At 66.4% G+C, this 16472-nt stretch carries 19 protein-coding genes; 10 read left to right on the top strand and 9 right to left on the bottom strand.

The annotated features are described in order from the left end of the window. Nucleotides 1-79: 79 nt before the first annotated feature. Entirely contained in the window at nucleotides 80-1501 is a 1422-nt protein-coding gene (locus tag C4S71_RS00930; RefSeq protein WP_103967900.1) for a sigma-54 interaction domain-containing protein, read from the bottom strand. A gap of 182 nt (nucleotides 1502-1683) precedes the next feature. On the opposite strand from C4S71_RS00930, the gene speB reads away from it, so the two are divergent. From speB to C4S71_RS00885, 9 genes are all read left to right on the top strand, one after another. After that, the gene (speB, locus tag C4S71_RS00925) at nucleotides 1684-2634 is read left to right on the top strand and encodes an agmatinase (protein WP_103967899.1); all 951 of its coding nucleotides are present in this window, start codon (nucleotides 1684-1686) and stop codon (nucleotides 2632-2634) included. 66 nt (nucleotides 2635-2700) lie between these two features. Next, the gene (locus tag C4S71_RS00920) at nucleotides 2701-4083 is read left to right on the top strand and encodes a YjiH family protein (protein WP_103967898.1); all 1383 of its coding nucleotides are present in this window, start codon (nucleotides 2701-2703) and stop codon (nucleotides 4081-4083) included. An 8-nt stretch (nucleotides 4084-4091) separates the two neighbouring features. Beyond that, nucleotides 4092-5720, top strand: coding sequence for a 5-guanidino-2-oxopentanoate decarboxylase (locus C4S71_RS00915; RefSeq protein ID WP_235014120.1), 1629 nt, complete (start codon nucleotides 4092-4094; stop codon nucleotides 5718-5720). A gap of 40 nt (nucleotides 5721-5760) precedes the next feature. Continuing rightward, on the top strand, nucleotides 5761-7206 hold the full coding sequence (locus C4S71_RS00910) for an aldehyde dehydrogenase family protein (protein WP_103967897.1): 1446 nt from the start codon (nucleotides 5761-5763) through the stop codon (nucleotides 7204-7206). Between the two features lie 72 nt (nucleotides 7207-7278). Beyond that, on the top strand, nucleotides 7279-7767 hold the full coding sequence (locus C4S71_RS00905; RefSeq protein WP_103967896.1) for a GNAT family N-acetyltransferase: 489 nt from the start codon (nucleotides 7279-7281) through the stop codon (nucleotides 7765-7767). Nucleotides 7768-8056: 289 nt separating this feature from the next. Further along, nucleotides 8057-9052 (top strand): TRAP transporter substrate-binding protein, encoded by a 996-nt coding sequence (locus tag C4S71_RS00900; RefSeq protein ID WP_086509696.1) that lies wholly within the window; start codon nucleotides 8057-8059, stop codon nucleotides 9050-9052. Next, a complete protein-coding gene (locus tag C4S71_RS00895; RefSeq protein ID WP_234245865.1) occupies nucleotides 9053-9595 on the top strand; it encodes a TRAP transporter small permease in 543 nt (180 codons plus the stop codon). It abuts the gene before it with no gap. After that, on the top strand, nucleotides 9592-10851 hold the full coding sequence (locus C4S71_RS00890) for a TRAP transporter large permease (RefSeq protein ID WP_103967895.1): 1260 nt from the start codon (nucleotides 9592-9594) through the stop codon (nucleotides 10849-10851). Before C4S71_RS00895 ends, C4S71_RS00890 begins: the two co-directional genes overlap by 4 nt. Before the next feature lie 80 nt (nucleotides 10852-10931). Continuing rightward, nucleotides 10932-11138 carry a hypothetical protein gene (locus C4S71_RS00885; protein WP_103967894.1) on the top strand — a complete coding sequence of 69 codons (207 nt, stop codon included), beginning with the start codon at nucleotides 10932-10934 and terminating at the stop codon, nucleotides 11136-11138. Between the two features lie 24 nt (nucleotides 11139-11162). Here the strand turns inward: C4S71_RS00885 and C4S71_RS00880 are convergent, their stop codons facing one another. Continuing rightward, nucleotides 11163-11750, bottom strand: a complete 588-nt coding sequence (locus tag C4S71_RS00880; protein WP_235014118.1) for a DUF938 domain-containing protein — start codon at nucleotides 11748-11750, stop codon at nucleotides 11163-11165. Nucleotides 11751-11840: 90 nt separating this feature from the next. Then, on the bottom strand, nucleotides 11841-11990 hold the full coding sequence (locus tag C4S71_RS22445) for a hypothetical protein (protein ID WP_160113340.1): 150 nt from the start codon (nucleotides 11988-11990) through the stop codon (nucleotides 11841-11843). A 154-nt stretch (nucleotides 11991-12144) separates the two neighbouring features. Here C4S71_RS22445 and C4S71_RS00875 point away from each other — a divergent pair, with 154 nt between their 5' ends. Continuing rightward, the gene (locus C4S71_RS00875) at nucleotides 12145-12396 is read left to right on the top strand and encodes a hypothetical protein (protein ID WP_176342829.1); all 252 of its coding nucleotides are present in this window, start codon (nucleotides 12145-12147) and stop codon (nucleotides 12394-12396) included. 4 nt (nucleotides 12397-12400) lie between these two features. On the opposite strand, the gene C4S71_RS00870 is transcribed toward C4S71_RS00875, so the two are convergent. From C4S71_RS00870 to C4S71_RS00845, 6 genes are all read right to left on the bottom strand, one after another. Continuing rightward, complete coding sequence (locus tag C4S71_RS00870; RefSeq protein WP_146064577.1) at nucleotides 12401-13633, bottom strand: DUF418 domain-containing protein; 1233 nt, start codon at nucleotides 13631-13633, stop codon at nucleotides 12401-12403. A gap of 102 nt (nucleotides 13634-13735) precedes the next feature. Then, nucleotides 13736-14368 carry a glutathione S-transferase family protein gene (locus C4S71_RS00865; RefSeq protein ID WP_103967892.1) on the bottom strand — a complete coding sequence of 211 codons (633 nt, stop codon included), beginning with the start codon at nucleotides 14366-14368 and terminating at the stop codon, nucleotides 13736-13738. 46 nt (nucleotides 14369-14414) lie between these two features. Further along, the gene (locus C4S71_RS22555) at nucleotides 14415-14585 is read right to left on the bottom strand and encodes an HTH domain-containing protein (RefSeq protein WP_200825206.1); all 171 of its coding nucleotides are present in this window, start codon (nucleotides 14583-14585) and stop codon (nucleotides 14415-14417) included. A 22-nt stretch (nucleotides 14586-14607) separates the two neighbouring features. Further along, complete coding sequence (locus C4S71_RS00855; protein ID WP_103967891.1) at nucleotides 14608-15261, bottom strand: glutathione S-transferase family protein; 654 nt, start codon at nucleotides 15259-15261, stop codon at nucleotides 14608-14610. A gap of 137 nt (nucleotides 15262-15398) precedes the next feature. Next, entirely contained in the window at nucleotides 15399-15716 is a 318-nt protein-coding gene (locus C4S71_RS00850; RefSeq protein ID WP_103967890.1) for a cytochrome C oxidase subunit IV family protein, read from the bottom strand. Nucleotides 15717-15727: 11 nt separating this feature from the next. Next, nucleotides 15728-16462 (bottom strand): cytochrome c oxidase subunit 3, encoded by a 735-nt coding sequence (locus C4S71_RS00845; RefSeq protein WP_234238973.1) that lies wholly within the window; start codon nucleotides 16460-16462, stop codon nucleotides 15728-15730. Between the last annotated feature and the right edge of the window lie 10 nt (nucleotides 16463-16472).

The raw sequence follows: 16472 nt of genomic DNA, 5'->3' as shown, positions 1-16472 counted from the left end.
GGTCGAAACGAAACGGAAGGCGTTGCTCACCCAAACCACTATAGTCAGTGTTCCCCGTGACGACCTCGTGACATCGGGCTCAATCGGCCCGGTGCTCGATCCTGAGCCCGTGCCGCTTGAGCTTGCGCACCACGCTGGGCTGGCTGATCCTCAAGCGTTCGGCGATGGCATAGGTGCTGGGGAGCGACCGGCACAGCGCCTGTAGCACCTCGCGTTCGGCCCGGGCCAGGTAGGCGGGAAGCCCCTCATTCTCACCGAGCTCGGCCGGCGGCGTCGTCTCGGCGGGTGTGGCCATCGCCGTCAGGGATGCGGCCGGCCCCCGTGTCGGTGACGGTATGAGATCGTCCGGGCTCGACAGCCAGGCTCGCTCCAGCCAGTTCTCCAGCTCCCGGACGTTGCCCGGCCAGTCGCCGCCCATCAGCTCCGGCCACACGCTGCCGTGCAGCAGCTTGCGCTGGCCGTAACGCTGGTTGAGTCGTTCGAGACACGCCTCGGCCAGCGCCGGAATGTCTTCGCGGCGCTCGCGCAGCGGCGGGATGGTGACCGGGATGACGTTGACGCGATAGTAGAGATCGAGGCGAAAGCTCCCCGTCTCCACGCGCTGGGCCAGGTCCTGGTTGGTTGCCACCACCAGACGAAAATCGACCCGCCGCGGCTGGGTATCGCCAAGGCGCAGCACGCTGCCGTCCTGGATCACCTTGAGCAGCTTGGTCTGCATGGGCAGCGGCAGCTCGCCGATCTCGTCGAGAAACAGCGTGCCGCCCTCGGCCTGCTCCAGCAGCCCCGCCTTGCCCTGGCGCGCCGCCCCGCTGAAGGCGCCGGGCTGATAGCCGAACATCTCCGACTCGAACAGGTTCTCGGGAATGGCGCCGCAATTGACCTCGATGAACGGCCCCTGACGGCGCCGGCTCCAGCGATGCAGCTGCTTGGCGAAGGCGCTCTTGCCGACCCCGGACTCGCCCAGCAGCAACACCGTGGCATCCGAAGGCGCAACGCGCTTGAGCAGCAGGGCCAGCTCACGCATCACGTCGCTGCGCACCTCCAGGCTGCCCATTGCCTCGTCGAGCTGACCGTCCTCCTGACCGGCGCCGGCCCCGCTGCGCTTGAGATGTTCGCTGAAACGCTTCTGCAGCAGCGCGTACTCGTCCTGCAGCAGCTGCAGGTCGGTCAGGTCGCGGGAGCGGCTGACGATGCGCTCGAGCCTGCCGTCGACATGTACCGGATGCGCCTCGGCGATCACCCGCCGCCCCGTTCCCGTCACCTGCATCAGCTGTACCGGCCTGCCGGTGCGGATCACCTCCAGGCTTATGGAGGGCCTGAGCACGCCCTGCGCCTCCAGCTGCTGCACCGTGCTGCCGACCAGTTGCTCCCGTGGCAGGCCGTAAACCGCCGCGGCGCCCGGGCTGACGTCCAGCACCCGCCCCTCGCCGTCGACGATGAAAAAGTGGTCGTTGGCCGTCTCGACGATGGTACTCACCACCGCGCTGTCGATATCGCTCATCAGGACACCACCCGATGCATGAATGAATCAAGGATGCATTATTGCATCACCGAAACCCCGCTGGCGATTCGAAATTGCATCATGTCACCTGGCAGGCCCCGTGGCTGCGAGGCCGCCGGCTGGCACGAAACCTGCTAGACCTGAGGAGTGAGCGACGATACCCCAACGATCAGGAGCCCCGCATGGCCGACTTCAACCAGCCGCTAGGCGGCAACGAGATGCCCCGCTTCGGCGGGCCCGCCACCATGATGCGCCTGCCCACCCAGCCCACGGCGGCAGGGCTGGACGTAGCCTTCATCGGCGTACCGCTGGACATCGCCACCTCGAATCGCCCCGGCACGCGTCTGGGCCCGCGCCAGATCCGTGACGAGTCGCGCATGCTGCGCCCCTACAACATGGCCACCCGGGCGGCCCCCTTCGACAGTCTGCAAGTGGCCGACATCGGCGACGTGCCGATCAACACCTTCCACCTGCCCAAGAGCGTGGACATCATCACCGCCTTCTACGACGAAGTGCTCTCCCACGGCTGCGTCCCGCTGACCCTGGGCGGCGACCATGTGATCACCCTGCCGATCCTGCGCGCCATCGCCAAGAAGCACGGCCCGGTGGGGCTGATCCACATCGACGCCCACGCCGACGTCAACGAGCACATGTTCGGCGAAGCCATCGCCCACGGCACCCCGTTTCGCCGCGCCCAGGAAGAGGGCCTGCTGGCCCACGGCAAGGTGGTGCAGATCGGCCTGCGCGGGACCGGCTATGCCGCCGAGGACTTCGACTGGTGCCGCCAGCAGGGTTTCCGCGTGGTCACCGCCGAGGAGTGCTGGTACCGCTCGCTGGCGCCGCTGATGGCAGAAGTCCGCGAGCAGATGGGCGACACCCCGGTCTACGTCACCTTCGACATCGACGGCCTCGACCCCTCCGTCGCCCCCGGCACCGGCACCGTCGAAATGGGCGGCCTGACCTCGGCCCAGGGCCTCGAGATCGTGCGCGGTGCGGCCGGTCTCAACATCGTCGGCGGCGACCTGGTCGAGGTCTCGCCACCCTACGACCCCAGCGGCAACACGGCGCTGATGGGCGCCACCCTGCTCTACGAAATGCTGTGCGCACTGCCCGGCGTCAAGCGTCGCGACTGACACCAGAGCGCCGCGACCGACGCAAGAACTGCCTGACCCAACAACGACAAGCCAAGGGATACTCGTATGTCCTCCACTGACACGACTCATCGAACCCGCGACGGGGAAACCCCCTTCGAGCGCAACAACCTGCTCAAATTCCTGATTCCCTCCGCGCTCGGGGTGGGCCTGTTCCTGGTTCCCTTCCGCATCGGCGACACCATCAACATCGGCATGGGCTTCCTCGCCGACGGCCTCAAGGCGCTGCTCGACGGCGCCCTGCCGGCCATCGCCGTGATCGTGCTGGTGCTCTCCGTGCTGGCCACGAGCTGGATCAAGCTCGCCCGCCCAAGCTGGGCCGAGAAAGGCGTGATGCACGACATGTTTCACGTCGGCCCGGTGTGGTTCGGCATGCGCATCCTGGGGGCGGCCTTCGCCCTGATGACGTTCTTCCAGTTCGGGCCGGAGTTCGTCACCGCCTCGTTCACCGGCGGCGTGATGCTCAACGACCTGGCGCCGGTATTGCTGACCTTCTTCTTCTTCGCCGCCCTGCTGCTGCCGTTCCTGGTCGAGTTCGGCTTCATGGAATTCATCGGCAGTCTGGTGCGCAAGCCGTTCCGGGTGATCTTCAACCTGCCCGGCCGCAGCGCCATCGACGCCACCGCCTCGTGGATGGGCTCCGGCACCGTCGGCGTGCTGATCACCACCCAGCAGTACGAGAAGGGCTTCTACAATCGCCGCGAGGCCTCGGTGATCGCCACCAACTTCTCCATCGTCTCGATCGCCTTCAGCCTACTGATCACCAGCTTCGTCGACCTCAACCACATGTTCATCCAGTTCTACTTCACCGTGGTGGTGGCAGGCCTGATCGCGGCAGTGATCGTGCCGCGCCTGCCGCCGCTGTCGCGCAAGCCGGACACCTACTACGAGCCGGTCGGCTGTCAGCTGGCCGAGAAACGCACCGAGGAGATGGGCCTGCTGCGCTACAGCCTGACCCAGGCGGTGCGCCGCGCCGAGCGCTCCCCCGGCCCGCGCGAACTCGCCCGCAACGCCCTGTTCAACGTCGCCGACATCTTCCTCGCCCTGCTGCCGCTGGTGTTCGCCATCGGCACCGTGGCGCTGATACTGGCCGAGTTCACGCCGCTGTTCACCTGGCTCTCCTACCCCATGGTGCCGGTGCTCGAGCTGCTGCGCATTCCCGAGGCCCAGGCGGCGGCTCCCGCCACCCTGGTGGGTTTCGCCGACATGTTCCTGCCGGCGGTGCTGGCGACCAACATCGAAAGCGAGCTGACCCGCTTCGTGATCGCCTGTCTGTCGCTGACCCAGCTCATCTACATGTCCGAGATCGGCGCGCTGCTGCTGAAGTCGAAGATTCCGCTCAAGCTGTGGGAGCTGGTCGCCATCTTCCTGCTGCGCACGGCCATCACGCTGCCGATCATTGCCTTCATGGCCCACACCTTCTTTTTCTGAGGTTCGCGATGACCCGCCAATCGATGACCTGTGGCCAATGGTTGCTGACGCTGCTGCATGAGCGGTATGGCGTCGATACCGTGTTCGGCATCCCCGGGGTGCACACCGTGGCGCTCTATCGCGGCCTGGAAGAAAGCGGCGTGCGGCATGTCACCCCGCGCCACGAACAGGGCGCCGGCTTCATGGCCGACGGCTATGCTCGCGCCACCGGCAAGCCCGGCGTGTGCCTGATCATCACCGGCCCGGGGATGACCAACATCGCCACCGCCATGGGCCAGGCGCTGGCCGACTCCGTCCCGATGCTGGTGATCTCCAGCGTCAACCGCCGCGACACCCTCGGTCGCGGCCAGGGCCGGCTGCACGAGCTACCGAGCCAGCAGCAGCTGATGGCGGGCGTGTCGCGCTTCAGCCATACCCTGCTCGACCCGAGCGCCCTGCCGGAAGTGCTGGCGCGAGCCTTCGCCGTGTTCCAGGGCCAGCGGCCGGGGCCGGTGCACATCGAGATCCCCATCGACCTGTTCGACGCCCCGGTGGCGTCAACCGAACTGCCGCCACCGGCGCGCCTGTTTCGTCCGGCACCGGACCCGGCTGGACTGGCCCTGGCCGCCGACTGGCTGCGCGCAGCGAAGCGTCCGCTGGTGCTGCTGGGCGGCGGCTGCGTCGAGGCCCCCGCCGCTGCCAGGGCCTTGGTCGAGCGCCTCGATGCGCCCACGGTAACCACCATCAACGCCAAGGGCGTGCTGGGTCGCGCCCACCCTCTCGACCTGGGCGCCAACGCGGCGCTGCCCGCCGTCCGCGAGCTGGCCCGCGAGGCCGACGTGGTTCTCGCGGTGGGCACCGAGCTGGGCGAGACCGACTACGACGTGGTGTTCGACGACGGCTTCGAACTGCGCGGTCGGCTGATCCGCATCGATCTCGACGCCCAGCAGCTGGTGCGCAATCAGCAGGTCGCGCTGGGCCTGGTGGCCGATGCGGGACGCACGCTGGCGCTGCTGGCGGAGCATTTCCCCGCGCCGCTGTCCCGCGGCGGCGCCCAGCGCACCGCGGACACCTTGGCCGCGCTGAATCTGAAGGGCGATCCGGCCTTCGCTCCCTTCGTGCCGTTCTACGCCACGCTGGGCGAAACCCTGCCCGACGCGATCCTGGTCGGCGACTCCACCGCACCGGTCTATGCCGGCAATCACCTGGTCTCGCAGCCCGAGCCGCGGCGCTACTTCAACGCCTCCACCGGCTACGGCACCCTGGGCTACGGCTTGCCCGCCGCACTGGGCGCCCAGCTTGGCCAGCCTGCGCTGCCCGTGGTGGCGCTGGTCGGCGACGGCGGCGTGATGTTCACCCTCAGCGAGCTCGCCACCGCCGTGGAAGCGCGCCTGCCGGTGGTGGTCGTGCTATGGCACAACCAAGGCTACGAGGAGATCCGCCGCTACATGGATGCCCACGGGGTCACGCGCTGCGGCGTCGACATCCAGGCGCCGGACTTTCAGGTGGTCGCCGCCGGCTTCGGCTGCCAGGCAGTGCGGGTGAGCGATCCGGCCGGCCTGACCCAGGCCCTCGCTTCGCGACCGCTGGACGCGCCCCTGCTTGTCGAAGTGAATGCCGAAGCCTGGCAACAGGCCGTCACCTGCGACCTCGACTGACGATCTCCACTGACGATCTCCACTGACAGAGAGAACCGCCATGCAACAGCTGGATCATCAGTTCATCGACAACCGCTGGACGCCCTCCCGAGGCGAGCGCTGCCTGCCGGTGATGAACCCCTATCGCGAGGAAGCCATCGCTGAGGTCTGCGCCGGCCATCCGGACGACGTCGACGATGCCGTGGCCGCGGCGCAGCGTGCCCTGCCGGCCTGGCGCGCCCTCGGCGGTGCCGAGCGAGCCCACTACCTGGAGCGCTTCGCCGATGCCCTGGCCCGCCGTCGCGACGAGCTGATTCGGCTCTCCTCGACCAACAACGGCAAGGTGCTGGCCGAGGCCGGCATCGACCTCGACGACGCCATCGCCTGCTATCGCTACTACGCCGCTCAGGCACGCGACCTCGACCGACGCCAGGGGCAGCTGGTCGAGGTCGGGATGGAAGGCGTCGAGGCGCGCTGTTACCACGACCCGGTTGGCGTGGTGGGGCTGATCACCCCCTGGAACTTCCCTCTGGTGACCAGCGCCTGGAAGCTCGCTCCCGCGCTTGCCGCCGGCTGTACCGTGGTGCTCAAGCCATCCGAGGTGACTCCGCTGCCCGAGCGTGCGCTGGCGGAGACCGCCCTGGAGATCGGGCTGCCGCCCGGCGTGCTCAATCTGCTGTTCGGCGATGGCGCCGGGATCGGCGCACCGCTGGCCGCCCACCCAGGCATCGACAAGGTCTCCTTCACCGGCAGCAATCGGGTCGGCGAAGCGGTGATGCACGCCGCCGCCGAACGCACCGCCGACGTCTCACTGGAGCTGGGTGGCAAGTCACCGATTCTGGTGATGGAGGACGCCGACGCGGAGCAGGCCGCCGACTGGGTCATGGCCGGCATCTACTTCAATGCCGGCCAGATCTGCTCGGCCACCTCGCGCCTGCTGGTTCACGAAGCCATCGCCGAGCCGCTCTATGCCGCGCTAGCCGCGCGCATCGACGCCCTGGTACTGGGCGATCCCCTGGCCGAGGGCAGCGACATGGGGCCGCTGACCAGCGCCCGCCAGCGCGAGAACGTGCTGGCCTATCTCGCCGTCGCCGAGCAGGAGGGGCTCCTGGCAGTACGCGACGCCCGCCACCGGCAGCTGCCCGCCCAGGGTTACTTCGTCGCCCCGACGCTGTTCCGTGACGTGCCGACCACGAGCCGCCTGTGGCGCGAGGAGATCTTCGGTCCGGTGCTGTGCGCCCGCAGCGTGGCCAGCGAAGCGGAGGCAGTCGAGCTGGCCAACGCCAGCGAGTTCGGCCTGGCGGCGACCGTGGTATGCGCCGACCGACAGCGCGCCGTACGCATCGGCAGGCAGCTGCAGGCCGGCAGCGTGTGGATCAACGGCGAACAGCTGGTATTGCCCGAAACCGGCTGGGGCGGCTTCAAGCGCAGCGGCATCGGTCGCGAGCTCGGTCCCTGGGGGCTTTCCGCCTATCTGGCGGTGAAGCATCTCGTTGGTCCGGTGTGAAGCGCGGGGGCGATCTTTCCACGCTGTCATGACGTAAAATCGGGGCCGATGCCAGGTATCAAGGAGGAGACCATGATCCGCATTCGCCCCTATCAGTCCGGCGACTGGGCCGCCATGTGGGACTTCATCGCCCCGGTGCTGCACGCCGGCGACACCTATGCCGTGCCGAGTCGGATCAGCGAGCCCGACGCCTATCGCATGTGGGTGGAGCTGCCGCGTGCGGTTCGAGTAGCCGAGGACAGTGCCGGCAACCTGCTCGGCACCTACTATCTCAAGCCCAACCAACCCGGCCCCGGCGACCACGTGTGCAACTGCGGCTATCTGGTCGCCGAGCACGCCCGCGGCCAGGGTATCGCCAACAAGCTGTGCGAGGATTCCCTGCGGGTGGCGCGCGAGCTGGGCTTCACCGCCATGCAGTTCAACCTGGTGGTCTCGACCAACGAGATCGCCATCCGCCAATGGCAGAAGCACGGCTTCGAGATCATCGGTACCCTGCCCTGCGCCTTTCGCCACCCCACCCAGGGGCTGGTCGACGCCCACATCATGTACCGCCTGCTGTGAAAAAGGCCGGCGCGAGCGAATCGCCACGCCATGGCTACCAACTCGTTAGTTAGCCTATTACTTGATTTCGGTCTAAGGAAGCGCTGGACAAATCGACGAGCGAGATGAAGCGCAAGGCGCACGGAGCACAGGAACCGGAGCATATGGGGTATATGTGAGGATTCCGAGCACCGCGCAACGCAGCGATTCGCTCGCGCAGGCATTTGTGCAGTGTTTCCTATGATTGACCCTGTCGGGACGGCTGGGGCATGCTCCTGAACGGATCGATCCGACAAAGGAAAATTAAAAAATGAAGATCTTTGCACGCAGCACGCTGGCACTCGGCATCTCTCTTGCGCTGGTTTCCACCGCTCAGGCCTCCGATTTCGCCGACATGGATCCCGTCACTCTGCGTCTGGCCCACGTGGTCAACGAGCAGGACGGCTTCCACATTGCCGCGGTGAAGTTCCAGGAGCTGGTCGCCGAGCGCACCGAAGGCGCCGTTTCCGTCGACATCTATCCCAACGCCTCGCTGGGCGACGAGCGCACCCTGCTCGAGGGCATGCAGATCGGCACCGTCGACATGGGCGTGATCACCAACGGCCCGGTGGCCAACTTCGTCGAGGAGATGGCGGTCTTCGAACTGCCCTTCCTGTTCCCCTCGCCGCAAGCCGCCTACGAAGTGCTCGACGGCCCCATCGGCCAGGAGCTGCTCGACAAGCTCGCCGAGGTCAACCTCAAGGGGCTGGCCTATGCCGAACGCGGCTTCCGCAACCTGACCAACAGCGAACGCCCGGTCAGATCGCCCGAAGACCTCAACGGGCTGCGCATCCGCGTGATGGAGAACCCGGTCTACACCGACACCTTCCGCGAGCTCGGCGCCAATGCCATTCCCATGGCCTGGACCGAGGCCCTGACGGCCATGCAGCAGGGCACCATCGACGGCCAGGAGAACCCGGTCAACGTCATCCACTCGTTCAAGCTGCACGAGACCCAGGACCACATGACGCTGTCGCGCCACACCTATGCGCCGGCGCTCTTCGTCATGGGCATGCCGGCCTGGAATCAGCTGCCCGAAGCCGCCCAGGAAGTGCTGGTGCAGGCCGCCCAGGAAGCGGCGGAGCATGAGCGCCGCGTGAACGCCGAAATGGAAGCCGGTCAGCTCGAAGAGCTGCGTGCCGCCGGCATGCAGATCGTCGACGATGCCGATCTCGAGGCGTTCCAGGCCGCCGTGAGGCCGGTCTACGAGAAGTACGGCGATCAGTTCGGCGACTACCTGCCGCGCATCCTGGAGGCACTGGAATAAGTGAGTTCACCGCTGCACGCCCTCACGGGCCTGCTGCAGCGTAGCGAACGCGCCATCGACGCCGTCATCCAGCCCATCGTGTTTCTGGGCATGGCGGCGTTGATCGGCGTGATCACGCTGCAGATCGTCTCGCGAACGCTCTTCACCGCCGTGGGCTGGACCGAAGAGGTCGCCCGCTTCCTGCTGGTGTGGATCACCTTTCTGGCCTCCACGCTGGCCTTCCAGCGCGGTCGCCACATTGCCGTGACCTTCATCGTCGACGCCCTGCCCGCCCGCCTGGCGCAGCTGGCGCGTATTGCCGCGGTGCTGGTGGCGCTGGGCTTCATGATCGCGTTGATCGTCATCGGCTATCGCTACATGCAGGTGCAGAGCTTTCAGCGCTCCGCCTCGCTGCGGCTGTCGATGACCTATGTCTACGCCGTGATCCCCATTTCGGCCGCCATTATGGCCTGGTACGCGCTGGTCGACGCGATCGAGCTCGTGGTGAAGGGCCCGCAGGCTGCCGACACCGGCAGCAGCACGGCCGAGGAGCCACCGCCATGACCGGCCTGCTGTTCCTGTTGTTCTTCGCCTTCATGCTGCTGGGCGTGCCGATTGCCCTGGCCATCGGTGCCAGCACCCTGCTGGCACTCAACGCCCAGGGCGTACCGCTGATGGTGGTGACCCAGCAGATGTTCCAGGGCATCAACTCCTTCGCCCTGGTGGCGGTGCCGATGTTCATCCTCGCCGGCGACCTGATGGCCCAGGGCAAGGTCAGCGAGAAGCTGGTGGACTTCGCCGATTCGCTGTTCGGTTTTCTCAAGGGCGGGCTTTCGCTGGTGTCGGTGGGAGCCGGCATGTTCTTCGCCGCCATTTCCGGCTCCGGTGCCGCCACCACCGCCGCGGTAGGCTCGAGCCTGGTGCCGGAACTCAAGCGCAAGGGCTACGATCCCGCCTCGGCGGCCAGCCTGATCGCCGCCAGCGGCACCATCGGTGTGGTGATACCGCCTTCGGTGCCGATGATCATCTACGCCGTGGTCGCACAGCAGTCGGTGTCGAAGCTGTTCCTCAACGGCATCGTGCCGGGCATCCTGATGGGCATCGGCCTGGCCGCCATCGCCATCACCCAGGCCTACCGGCGCAACTACCCACGCGGCACCGCGCTGTCGCTGGCGACGATCTGGCGTACCTTCAAGAGTGCGAGCTGGGGCCTGATGACCCCGGTGATCATCCTGGGCGGTATCTTCTCGGGCATCTTCACGCCCAGCGAAGCGGCGGTGGTGGCAGTCAACTACGCCCTGCTGGTCTCGCTGTTCGTCTATCGTAACCTCTCGCTCGGCGACGTGTACCGCATCCTGATCCGTTCGGCGATCACCACCGCAGTGATCATGCTGGTCATCGCCACCTCGGCGGTCCTGAGCTGGACGCTCTCCAGCTGGCAGGTGCCGGGCACCATCGCCCAGACCGTGCTGTCGCTCTCCACCAACCCCTACGTGATCATGCTGCTGATCGTGGCGGTGATCCTGCTCACCGGGGTGTTCATCGAAACCGCCAGCGCGCTGATCATCCTCACCCCGGTACTGCTGCCACTGGTGCTGCAGCTCGGCATCGACCCGATCCATTTCGGCATCATCATCGTGATGGGGCTGGCCATCGGCATGATCACACCGCCGGTGGCGATCAATCTCTACGTCGCCTCGTCCGTGACTCAACTGCCGCTGGAGCGCATCACGCGGGCCATCCTACCCTATCTGCTGGGGCTCATCGGCGTGCTTCTGCTGGTGGTCTACGTGCCGATCATGCTGGGCTGGTCGGGATGAAGCCGTTGCCTCTTGACGACCGTGCGGCCTGGCCTCAGGCTGGCCGCATGCCTATTTACCACCCATCGAAGGGACACCACGTGTCATCCATTCTGCGCATCGCCACGCTTTCTGGCCTCGTCCTGCTTGCAGGTTGCACCACCTACACCTACGACGACGGCAGTCGCCAGACCCTCTGGGGCATTCCCGCCGAAGAGGAAACCCGGCGCTATGAAGACGACCGCCAGGCCGAAGGCGTGCGTTACCGCGTACCGGGCCAGATCGAAGAGAACAGAAGAGAGGATTGAGGCCGCAGCTCTCGGCGATACCGATCAGGCATGCAGGCGCAGCACCACGCTGAGATTGTTTGCCGGCATCTCGACGATCTGTTCGAGTACGAAGCCGTGTTGCTGCGCCTCGTCGACCACCTGCTCCAGATCGCGCACGCCCCAGCGCGGATCGCGCGCCTTGAGGTCGGCATCGAAGGCCTCGTTGCTCGGCGCCGTATGGCGCCCATCGCGGCGATAGGGCCCGTAGAGATACAGCACGCCCCCCTGGCGCAGCCGCTCCGCCGAGCGCGCCATCAATGCCTCGCACACCGCCCAAGGCGAGATGTGAATGAGGTTGATCGCCACCACCGCATCGAAAGGGCCCGCGGGCCAGATCCCGGTGACGTCCAGCGGCAACGGTTCACGCAGATTGTCGAGCCCGGCGCTCTCGCGCCAGGCACTGATGGAGCCCCGCGCCTCGGCGTTGGGGTCGCTGGGCTGCCAGGTCCAGCCCGGCTTGGCCTCGGCGCAGTGCAGGCCGTGCTCGCCGCTGCCGCTGGCGACCTCCAGAATCGTCGCCCGCTCGGGCAGGATCCTGCTCAGCACGTCGAGAATCGGCTGGCGATTGCGAGCCGCGGCGGGGCTCTTCATGCGGCGGCTCATGTATCGACCTCATGTACCTACGGCGGAAACGGTAACGTGCCCCGACTTCGGGGGAAGCCGGGGCAGCAATGAACGACCTCAAGGGTGACGGCGATGCTCGCGCCGGGCGGACGAATCGCTACGGCGGCGAAAGCCAGTGAGCATTTCCTTGCCCTTGCGCTTCAGCCTCGCGCGATTTTCCGGTTTGCGCAACCACCAGGCCACCGCGAGTCCTAACAGTTTTCTCATCCCGACCTCCTCTGTCTCGGATTACTGCCCTCTTGGTATGGACCCCGCCAAGGTGCCGGTCAAGCGTAAGCGGCGGCGTACGGCGCCCGTTAGCCAATCGCCGCTTCCTCTGCCATGGTGGGTAGTGAATGGACTCACCAGCATGGAGGATGCCATGACGCGTACCGCAAAAGTCGAGCCGATACAGCGGGAGACCCAGGAGGCGATCCTGGTCAGCGGCTGGCGGGTGGTCGACGTGACCGACCCCGACCAGCCGCAGGAGATATCACGTCACGACAGCGAGCCCGAAGCCATCCGTGCCGCCCGCGACTACGAGCACGAGACCTCGCTCGAGCCCGGCTCGCCGCCCGACGACACCCAGGACTACGACGCCTCAGACCCCCAGGGCGGCAAGGAGCTGCCCTGATAGCTCAGTGCCGCCAGGGTTGCCGCTGGCCCCGGGTCAGCGAGCGCCACAGCCACTCGAGCGGCCCATAGCGAAAATGGCGCAGCCACAGCGGCGCCAGCCATAGCTGCAGCAGCCAGATGCCCAGTACCACCAGCATCTGGCCGCTGCGCTCGATGTGGCCGAACATGCCCAGACCGTGGCCGTAGAAGATCAGGCTGCAGATCACGCTCTGCAGGATGTACTGGCTGAGGGCGGTCCGCCCCACTGCTGCCAGGCGTAGCCGCAGGCGCCCCATGACATTGGCCCGCAGCAACAGCATCACCACGCTCACCCAGCCGAAGGCGACCAGTACGCTGCCCCAGTAGTTGAACTGGGTGCCCACGAACATCGAACGCGGGCCCCAGTCGTTGGCAAAGTTCCAATGCACACCGTAGAGGATCATGGGCACGCCCAGCAGCAGGGCAACGGCCAGCAGCGAGAGGTAGGTCCGCCGGCTGGCCTGGCCGGTCAGGATGCCCCAGCGGAACAGCGCCATGCCGATCAGCATCAAGCCCGCGCTTCGCCACAGGCCCCAGATCAGCAGGGTGAAGGTCTGCATCTCGAAGGCCATTTCGGCTCGCTGGGGAAGCTGCTGCCACCAGCCGCTGCGGTAACGCTCGACTTCGCTTGCCAGCTGCGCCGCGGATGGCTGCCATTCGGCCATGAACGTCTGGCGGTCCTCTTCGGACCATGCCGGCACCGTTGCATCGAAGGCCAGGAACAGCAGCGAGGTCACCGCCACTAGCAGGACGCCCAGCGCCAGCTGCCGCGACGGAGCAAGGTGGCGCAGAGGAAAGAGCGCCAGCGCACAGACGGCAAAGGTGAAGAGGATGTCGCCGTACCAAAGGAGATAGGCATGGGCGATACCGAACAGCATCAGCCAGACATGGCGCCGACTGTGCAGCGGCCAGGCCCGCTTGCCAGCCGCCTCGGTCCGCTCGGCGGAGAGCACGATGCCGGCGCCGAACAGCATGGCGAACAGCGCCATCATCTTCTGATCGGCCAGCACGTGCCCAGTGAGCCAGACCGCCAGATCGATGCCTTCGAGCCGTCCCCAGGCGGTCGGGTTCAGATAGGCCGCCTGAGGCATGGCGAACGCCTGAACGTTCATCACCAGAATGCCGAGCAGCGCCACGCCGCGCAGCACGTCTAGTGCCTCGATGCGTGCCGTCGCGCCCCGATCGGCACGACGGCACGCTTGCTGGGTCCGGCTCACCCGCCGCCCTCCCGGCTCAGTCGGGCGGTGGGATCACCGTCATGCATGAGTACGCCTGGCAAACTCAACTGCACTCCTGTATTGCCGAATCATGAATGGCGACTAGCCGCTCGGAGTCGGTTCGGCAGGCATGGCCTTGGCAATGGCCTCTTCCGTGCGACGATGGGCGGGCCGATCCTTCAGGCCATTCCAATAGGCCTCGAACTCCGGGCGCCTGTCCAGCGTGCCGAACTGCATGCCCCAGCCGATATGGGAGCCGACATAGATGTCGGCGGCGGTGAAGCTGTCGCCGGCAATGTAACGCCGCCCCGCTACCGCCTGGGCCAGGGTGTCGACCGCCGTCTCGCAGCTGCCGCAGCCGAACTGCATCTGCTGCTCCGCGCTCAAGGTGAAATTGGCGGACTTCAGGGATAGGGCCATCTCCAGCGGTCCGGCCGTGAAGAACAGCCAGCGATAGTAGTCGCCGCGCCCTTCGGGGTTCGGCAACAGGCCGGCCTCAGGGAACGTTTCGGCCAGATAGGCGCAGATGGCGGCCGCCTCGGTGACGACGGTGTTGCCATGGCGTATCGCCGGCACCTTGCCCATCGGGTTGATGGCGAGATATTCGGGCGATTTCATCGGCGGGCCGTACTCGATTACCACCATGCGATAGGGTTGCCCCAGCTCCTCCAGCATCCAGTGCACGATGCCACCCCGCGACCAGGGGTTGGTGTAAAAGACGATCTCTTCCTGCATGTTCCGCTCCCTCTTGTGGTGTGTGTCACAAGCAGGATAGGCCCCATCACTGACAGTTTCTGGCAGCAGGGTGCTCAGCCACTCGCGTTCGAGCACCGCCCGCGGCCGGGGTACGCAGCGAGACACCCAGCTCCTGCGCCAGCGCGGTACCGCTCACCGGGCAGCGATGACGTCGCAGGATCTGCAGCAGCTCGAGAAGGCGCGTCGTGCGCGACATGAAGGACTGCCCTCCTCTTCGCTCAGTTGATCCCCACCTCGGCGCTCTCGATCACTTCGGGCTCCGCCTTGGCCTGCTCGGCCCACTGCTGCATCGGCGCCGAGCGCAGCAGCGTCTGGCGGTAGGTTTCGGCAGGCGCCGAGAGCTTCACACCGTAGCTGGCAAAACGAAACGCCACCGGTGCGAACATGCAGTCGGCGATGGAGAACTCGCCGAACAGCCAGGGTCCGCGGTGCCCGTAGCGCTCGCAGCCCTGCGTCCAGATCTGCTCGATGCGCTTGATCTCGGCCTCGAGGGTCTCGCTGATCGGCACCCGTCGCCCACTGGCACGGCAGTTCATCGGCATGCACGTTCGCAGCTCGACGAAGCCGGCATGCATCTCGGCGCTGAGTGCGCGTGCTTCGGCTCGCTCATGCCGCGACGCTGGCCAGCCGGCCCCCGACAGGTAGCACTCGGAAAGGTACTCGCAGATCGCCAGCGAGTCCCATACGGTCAGGTCGCCATCGTGCAATACCGGCACCTTGCCCGCCTGGGTGTGAGCGGCCAGCGCCTCCCGGGTCGTGTCCTGCGACAGGGGGATGCGGACTTCCTCGAACGGCAGGCCGTGCATGCGCAGCAGCAACCAGGGCCTGAGCGACCATGAAGAGTAGTTCTTGTTACCGATGACGAGCTTCACGCGGCCTCCCGATGCGTCATGTCAGGCCCCTACTGTGCAATGGCTGCCGCATGGCGTCCAGCCGGACAGCAAGGCACAGGCAAGCGGCGCCCACCGAGCGCGGCTCGTCACGCTCGGTGGGCGCCGCCCTTGCATCATCAGTTGGCGAAGATACCCAGACGCGAAGTCAGCGTGTAGTCGGCTTCCAGCGCCATCAGGGCGGCCAGGAACAGCAGCACCGCCGGCGGCACCAGCACCGTGTAGACGATGGACAGACGCTCCCAGGCCATATGCATGAAGAAGGCCACGATCAGCCCGGCCTTGAGCAGCATGAACAGCGTGATCAGCCCCCATTTGGGCAGGCCTTCGAGCCCCGAGAGATCCACCAGATACGACAATACGCTGAGCACGAACAGCCAGATCCATACGCGCAGGTAGACGCGCAGTGCGGGCTGTTGATGGCTGCCTTGGTCCATGGTGCCCCCCCCTACCACAGATAGAAGAACGCGAAGATGAAGACCCACACCAGGTCGACGAAATGCCAGTAGAGCCCCAGGCTCTCGATCATCCCGTAGTTGCCCTTGCGGCCGGTGAGAAAGCCGGGACGGCTGCCCTCCAGGGAGCCGCGCATGACCTTGACCGCCATGATCACGATGAAGATGACCCCGATGGTGACATGGGTACCGTGAAAACCGGTGATCAGGAAGAACACCGCACCGAACTGCGCCGCTCCCCAGGGATTCTCCCAGGGGCGGACGCCCTCGCCGATGAGAATGGTCCACTCGAAGGCCTGCATACCGACGAAGACCGCCCCGAGCAGCGCCGTGATCAGCAGCAGCGCAGCCGTTCGGCGGCGGTCTTTGGCATAGCCGTACTTCACCGCCAGGGCCATGGTGCCGCTGCTCGAGATCAGGATGAAGGTCATGATGGCGATCAGCAGCAGCGGGATCGACTGGCCAGCCACGGTGAGAGCGAACACTTCGCTGGCATCCGGCCAGGGCTCCACGGTCGATATGCGCAACACCATGTAGCCGACCAGGAAACAGGCGAAGATGAAGACGTCGCTGAGGATGAACAGCCACATCATCGTCTTGCCCCAGGGCATGTCGAACACACGGCGCTCCGCCGCCCAGTCGTTGACCAGGCCGGACATGCCCGCCTGAGGCGTCGGACGGCTTATCTCTTCTGGCGACAGCGGACTGCCGGGATGCGGATTGGCCATGATCCAGTCC

It is taken from the genome of Billgrantia desiderata (assembly GCF_900108215.1).
Taxonomy (GTDB): Bacteria; Pseudomonadota; Gammaproteobacteria; order Pseudomonadales; family Halomonadaceae; genus Halomonas; species Halomonas desiderata.
Note: the sequence above shows the minus strand (reverse complement) of the source record. Positions and strands in the feature narration are given on the sequence as shown.

What these genes read in the sequence shown, in the direction of transcription:
- C4S71_RS00910 (WP_103967897.1), top strand. Translation starts at nt 5,761, where the DNA reads ATGCAACAGCTGGATCATCAGTTCATCGACAACCGCTGGACGCCCTCC.
- C4S71_RS00875 (WP_176342829.1), top strand. Translation starts at nt 12,145, where the DNA reads ATGACGCGTACCGCAAAAGTCGAGCCGATACAGCGGGAGACCCAGGAG.
- C4S71_RS00865 (WP_103967892.1), bottom strand. Translation starts at nt 14,368, where the DNA reads ATGCAGGAAGAGATCGTCTTTTACACCAACCCCTGGTCGCGGGGTGGC.
- C4S71_RS22555 (WP_200825206.1), bottom strand. Translation starts at nt 14,585, where the DNA reads ATGTCGCGCACGACGCGCCTTCTCGAGCTGCTGCAGATCCTGCGACGT.
- C4S71_RS00930 (WP_103967900.1), bottom strand. Translation starts at nt 1,501, where the DNA reads ATGAGCGATATCGACAGCGCGGTGGTGAGTACCATCGTCGAGACGGCC.
- C4S71_RS00845 (WP_234238973.1), bottom strand. Translation starts at nt 16,462, where the DNA reads ATGGCCAATCCGCATCCCGGCAGTCCGCTGTCGCCAGAAGAGATAAGC.
- C4S71_RS00905 (WP_103967896.1), top strand. Translation starts at nt 7,279, where the DNA reads ATGATCCGCATTCGCCCCTATCAGTCCGGCGACTGGGCCGCCATGTGG.
- C4S71_RS00900 (WP_086509696.1), top strand. Translation starts at nt 8,057, where the DNA reads ATGAAGATCTTTGCACGCAGCACGCTGGCACTCGGCATCTCTCTTGCG.
- C4S71_RS00920 (WP_103967898.1), top strand. Translation starts at nt 2,701, where the DNA reads ATGTCCTCCACTGACACGACTCATCGAACCCGCGACGGGGAAACCCCC.
- C4S71_RS00890 (WP_103967895.1), top strand. Translation starts at nt 9,592, where the DNA reads ATGACCGGCCTGCTGTTCCTGTTGTTCTTCGCCTTCATGCTGCTGGGC.
- C4S71_RS22445 (WP_160113340.1), bottom strand. Translation starts at nt 11,990, where the DNA reads ATGAGAAAACTGTTAGGACTCGCGGTGGCCTGGTGGTTGCGCAAACCG.
- speB (WP_103967899.1), top strand. Translation starts at nt 1,684, where the DNA reads ATGGCCGACTTCAACCAGCCGCTAGGCGGCAACGAGATGCCCCGCTTC.
- C4S71_RS00880 (WP_235014118.1), bottom strand. Translation starts at nt 11,750, where the DNA reads ATGAAGAGCCCCGCCGCGGCTCGCAATCGCCAGCCGATTCTCGACGTG.
- C4S71_RS00915 (WP_235014120.1), top strand. Translation starts at nt 4,092, where the DNA reads ATGACCCGCCAATCGATGACCTGTGGCCAATGGTTGCTGACGCTGCTG.
- C4S71_RS00850 (WP_103967890.1), bottom strand. Translation starts at nt 15,716, where the DNA reads ATGGACCAAGGCAGCCATCAACAGCCCGCACTGCGCGTCTACCTGCGC.